This is a genomic window from Actinotalea sp., from assembly GCF_041597215.1.
Taxonomy (GTDB): Bacteria; Actinomycetota; Actinomycetes; order Actinomycetales; family Cellulomonadaceae; genus Actinotalea.
This window is the reverse complement of the sequence record NZ_JBFHHB010000226.1, coordinates 1-5,276: the sequence shown is the minus strand read 5'-3', so window position 1 is coordinate 5,276 and position 5,276 is coordinate 1. Positions and strand designations below refer to the sequence as shown.

At 72.5% G+C, this 5,276-nt stretch carries 3 protein-coding genes and 1 pseudogene; all 4 read left to right on the top strand.

Going from position 1 to position 5,276, the window contains the following annotated elements; all coding sequences use genetic code 11:
- A partial coding sequence (locus ABWK99_RS13325) for a histidine--tRNA ligase (RefSeq protein WP_372595189.1) occupies positions 1-1,014 on the top strand: 1,014 nt, incomplete at its 5' end.
- Between the two features lie 89 nt (positions 1,015-1,103).
- Entirely contained in the window at positions 1,104-2,801 is a 1,698-nt protein-coding gene (locus tag ABWK99_RS13320; protein WP_372595188.1) for an MFS transporter, read from the top strand.
- A 58-nt stretch (positions 2,802-2,859) separates the two neighbouring features.
- Entirely contained in the window at positions 2,860-4,662 is a 1,803-nt protein-coding gene (aspS, locus tag ABWK99_RS13315) for an aspartate--tRNA ligase (RefSeq protein ID WP_372595187.1), read from the top strand.
- Positions 4,663-4,739: 77 nt separating this feature from the next.
- A pseudogene (locus tag ABWK99_RS13310) lies at positions 4,740-5,276 on the top strand (hypothetical protein); the annotation flags it as partial.

Sequence of the window (5,276 nt, the reverse complement as noted above, 5' to 3'; positions counted from 1 at the left end):
GTCTGGCGCGGTGAGCGCCCCCAGGACGGCCGCTTCCGCGAGTTCGTCCAGGCGGACATCGACGTGGTCGGCATGGGCGAGCTGCCCTACCACTACGAGGTCGAGATCCCTCTGGTGGTCGCCGAGGCCTTCGCCGCCCTCGGCGAGATCGGCATGCCACCCGTGCAGATCCTGGTCAACAACCGCAAGGTCGTCGAGGGGTTCGCCCGGGGGGTGGGTCTCGCGGACGTCGAGGCCGTGCTGCGCTGCGTCGACAAGCTCGCCAAGATCGGCCCGGAGGCGGTGACCGCCCTGCTCGCCGTGGAGGCCGGGGCCACCGAGGCCCAGTCGCAGGCCGTCCTCGCCCTCGCGGCCGTCCGCGGTGGCGACGTCGGCGTCATCGAGGAGGTGCGGTCCCTCGCGGCGCTCCACGGGGCCGACGACCCGCTCCTGGACCAGGGGCTCAGCGAGCTCGCGCTGCTCGTCGAGTCCGCAGGCCGCCGAGCACCCGGGACGGTCGTGGCCGACCTGAGCATCGCGCGTGGGCTCGACTACTACACCGGCTCCGTCTACGAGACGGTCCTGCTCGGGCACGAGCACCTCGGCTCGATCTGCTCCGGCGGCCGCTACGACTCGCTCGCCTCGGACGGTTCGACCACCTACCCGGGCGTCGGGATCTCGGTCGGGGTCTCCCGGCTCGTCTCGCGGCTGCTCTCGGCCGGGCTCCTGCGTGCCAGCCGGTCGGTGCCCACGGCCGTGGTCGTCGCCGTGACCTCGGAGGAGGAGCGTCCCGAGAGCGATCGCGTCGCGAGTGCGCTGCGTGCCCGCGGGATCCCGGTCGAGGTCGCCCCCTCCGCGGCGAAGTTCGGCAAGCAGATCAAGTACGCCGACCGCCGCGGTGTCCCCTTCGTGTGGTTCCCTTCCGCGGACGGCGACCAGGTCAAGGACATCCGCTCGGGTGAGCAGGTACCGGCGGATGCCGCGACCTGGGAGCCGCCGGCGCAGGACCGCTGGCCCACCGTCCTTCCGGGCTGAGGAGACCGGGCCCGTCCCGGACCACTCCCGGTCTCCCGATCGGGTCCGAGTGCCCATGAGCCCCGGGAACCGGGCTCTAATATGACACCGTGTCAGATCAACGCGCGGCTCAGGTGACCACCCCGGCGCAGGACCAGCAGGTCGGCTGGAGCGCGATGATCATCATCGCCCTCGGGCTGTCGCTGGTGATCATGGACTCGACGATCGTCAACGTCGCGCTCCCGTCGATCATCAGCGACCTGTCGATCAGCTCGGTCGACGCGGAGTGGGTGCAGGCGATCTACGCGCTCGTCTTCGCCGCCCTGCTCATCATCGTCGGGCGGCTGGGGGACAGGTTCGGCCGACGAGCGGTCTTCACGGCGGGTGCTGTGGTCTTCGCCGTGGCGAGCATCCTCGCCGCCCTGAGCGGCTCCGGCGAGACGCTCATCGCGGCCCGCGCCCTGCAGGGCGTCGGTGGGGCGATGATGTCCCCGACCTCGCTCGCCCTGATCAACGCCCTGTTCCGTGGCCGCCGCCGGGCCGTCGCCTTCGCGGTCTACGGATCGGTGATCGGCGGCATGGCCGCGATCGGGCCGCTGCTCGGTGGATTCCTCACCGAGCACTTCTCCTGGCGGTGGGCCTTCGGGATCAACCTCCCGTTCGCCGCCGCCATCGTCATCGGTGCCGTCCTGCTCGTGCCGGAGAGCAAGGACGAGCACGCCGCGCCCGGGTTCGACGCCGTGGGTTCGGTGCTCTCCGCGCTCGGCATCGGCTCCTTCGTGTTCGCCCTCATCGAGGGGCGCAGCTACGGCTGGACGACGGCGATCGCGGACGGTTCCCTGCTCGGCCTCGGCTGGAGCACCGGTGGTCTCTCGCCGATCCCCGTCGCCCTCGCGCTCAGCGTGGTCTGCCTCGTGGGCCTCGCCGTCGTCGAGACCAGACGCCGAGCCGAGGGACGCACGGTGCTCATCGACACCTCGTTGTTCCGGATCCGCTCCTTCGGGCTCGGGGCACTGGCGGCGATGATCCTGTCCCTCGGGGAGTTCGGGGTGCTCTTCTCGCTCCCGCTGTTCCTCCAGGGCGCCCTCGGGTACACCGCGCTGGGCGCCGGGGGAGTGCTCGCGGCGCTGGCCGCGGGCTCCTTCCTGTCGGGTCCGACGACACCCCTGCTGGCCCGGCGCCACGGCCCGCGCTTCGTCGCCCGGCTCGGCATGGCCGTCGAGATGCTCGCGATCGCCGCGCTCGGCCTCGTGATCTCGGTCGACGTGTCCGCACTCGCCCTGGTGGCCTGCCTGGTGGTCTACGGCGTCGGTGTCGGCTTCGCCTCGGCCCAGCTGACGAGCGTCATCCTCGCCGACGTGCCCGTGCGGCAGAGCGGCCAGGCCTCCGGCACCCAGTCCACGGCTCGTCAGGTGGGCTCGGCGCTCGGGACCGCAGTCCTGGGCACGATCCTGTTCGTCGGGCTGGCGCACGACACCGAGGCACGGGTCGCCGAGATCCCCGGGGTGAGCGCCGAGCGGGCCGCCGAGGTGGCCCAGGTGGTCCAGGCTTCCGCAGGCACGGCGATCCCGGCCCTCGCCGCGGAGGAGGACGGCGCTGCCCTGGTCGAGGCGTCGAGCCATGCCTTCGCCGATGCACTCCAGCGAACGGCCTTCACGGGGGCAGGTTTCGTCGCGCTCGGTCTGATCGCCACGCTGCTGCTGCCCGCGGACCGTCGACCGGAGGACGAGGCCGACGACGGCCGGGAGGACTCCGCGGACGTCGCCTCCGGCAGGGGCTCGGAGCCCGATACCGGCACACGGCACTAGGATCGTCGCGGCGCCCCGCGGGGCGCTCCCGCCCCACCCCGAACGAAGGAACTCTGCCGTGCTCCGCACCCACACCGCCGGCTCCCTGCGAGTCGAGCACATCGGCCAGTCCGTCACCCTCACGGGGTGGGTGGACCGCCGGCGCGATCACGGCGGTGTGGCCTTCATCGACCTGCGGGACGCCTCGGGCATCGCCCAGGTCGTCATCCGGGACGAGGACGTCGCGCACGGCCTGCGCAACGAGTACGTGCTCCAGGTGACCGGGACCGTGGGTGCGCGTCCCGAGGGCAACGAGAACGAGAACCTGGCGACGGGAGCCATCGAGCTCGTCGCGGACGAGGTCGTCGTGCTCAACGAGGCCGCTCCTCTTCCCTTCCAGGTCTCCTCCGCGCTCGACGAGCAGATCGGCGAGGAGGCGCGACTGCGCCACCGCTACCTCGACCTGCGCCGCCCCGCACCGGCCAGGGCGCTGCGCCTGCGCGCCAAGGCCAACGCCGCTGCCCGCCGCGTGCTGGACGCGGAGGACTTCGTCGAGATCGAGACGCCGACCCTCACCCGGTCCACCCCCGAAGGTGCCCGGGACTTCGTCGTCCCCGCGCGTCTGGCACCCGGTTCCTGGTACGCCCTTCCGCAGTCGCCCCAGCTGTTCAAGCAGCTGCTCATGGTCGCCGGGATGGAGCGCTACTACCAGATCGCCCGCTGCTACCGCGACGAGGACTTCCGCGCCGACCGCCAGCCCGAGTTCACCCAGCTCGACGTCGAGATGAGCTTCGTCGAGCAGGACGACGTGATCGCGCTCGGCGAGAAGGTCCTCAGCGCGCTCTGGGACCTCATCGGCTACCAGATCCCGATGCCCCTCCCGCGGATGACCTACGCCGAGGCGATGCGTCGCTTCGGCACGGACAAGCCCGACCTGCGCTTCGGTCTCGAGCTCGTCGAGCTCACCGAGTACTTCGCGAACACCCCGTTCCGCGTCTTCCAGGCCCCTTATGTTGGCGCCGTCGTGATGCCCGGGGGCGGGTCCCAGCCCCGGCGCACCTTCGACGCCTGGCAGGAGTGGGCCAAGCAGCGCGGCGCCAAGGGCCTCGCCTACGTCACGGTCGGCGAGGACGGTGAGCTCGGCGGCCCCGTCGCCAAGAACCTCTCGGAGGAGGAGCGGGCCGGTCTGGTCGAGGCCACCGGCGCGAAGCCAGGCGACTGCGTGTTCTTCGGCGCGGGCAGGGCGAGTGACGCCCGTGCCCTGCTCGGCGCCGCACGTCTGGAGATCGGCCGCCGGGCCGGGCTCATCGACGAGTCCGCCTGGTCGTTCCTCTGGGTGGTCGACGCGCCCCTCTTCAAGCCGACCGGCGAGGACGACGACGTCGCCGTGGGCTCGGGCTCGTGGACGGCCGTCCACCACGCCTTCACCTCCCCGACCCCCGAGTGGATCGACCGCTTCGAGGAGTCCCCCGGCGAGGCCCTGGCCTACGCCTACGACATCGTCTGCAACGGCAACGAGATCGGCGGTGGGTCGATCCGTATCCACCGCCGCGACGTCCAGCAGCGCGTCTTCGAGATCATGGGGATCGGCGAGGAGGAGGCGCAGGAGAAGTTCGGCTTCCTGCTCGACGCCTTCGCCTTCGGCGCCCCGCCGCACGGCGGGATCGCCTTCGGCTGGGACCGCATCCTCACCCTGCTCACGGGTTCGGAGTCGATCCGGGACGTCATCGCCTTCCCGAAGTCCGGCGGCGGGTTCGACCCGTTGACCGGCGCGCCGGCGCCCATCACGGCGCAGCAGCGCAAGGAGGCCGGCGTGGACGGCCCTCCCGCGGTGAAGGCGAAGCCGGCCGAGGCGGCTGCGGCCCCGGAGGCCGGAGCCTGACCCTCCACGGGCTGCCGGATCGCTGGCGCTCCGACCGGCAGCTCCTGGGTGACCGGGGGCGCTGGGAGCTCGTCGGCGTGCACGGGGACGACGAGGCACTTCTCCTCGAGCTCCGCCACGACGGGCGCACGACGGTGCGTGGCCTCGGAGACCCGCACCGTGTCCGTGGGCTCGTCTCCGCGACCGCGCGGGGACCGGTGGACTGGATGACGATCCCGCGGATCGGCGCCGGCCCGCAGGACGTCCTCGGCGAGCCGACGGACCAGGGTCCGCGCCATGCCCCCGCGAGCGACCTCGACCCGGCCGTGCAGTGTCGGCTGGGGCTCCACCCCACCTCGGCATGGGACTGGATGGCCACGGCCGCGCGACCCGCGTCGGTCGATCCCACCGTGGTCCGCCTCGACCTCGAGTCCGACCGGCCCGCGATCCTGGCGTGCCTGCGCGAGTCCAACCCGGACACCACAGCCGATCCGGGGCACCCCGGCGAGGCGGCGTGGTTCGGCGTCCGGGACGGCGGTGGCCTGGCCGGTGTGATCGGTGCGGGCGTCCGGGCCGGTGAGCCGGGCGCCGGGGAGCTGTCGTGGCACGTGCACGGACTCGGCGTGCTGCCGTCG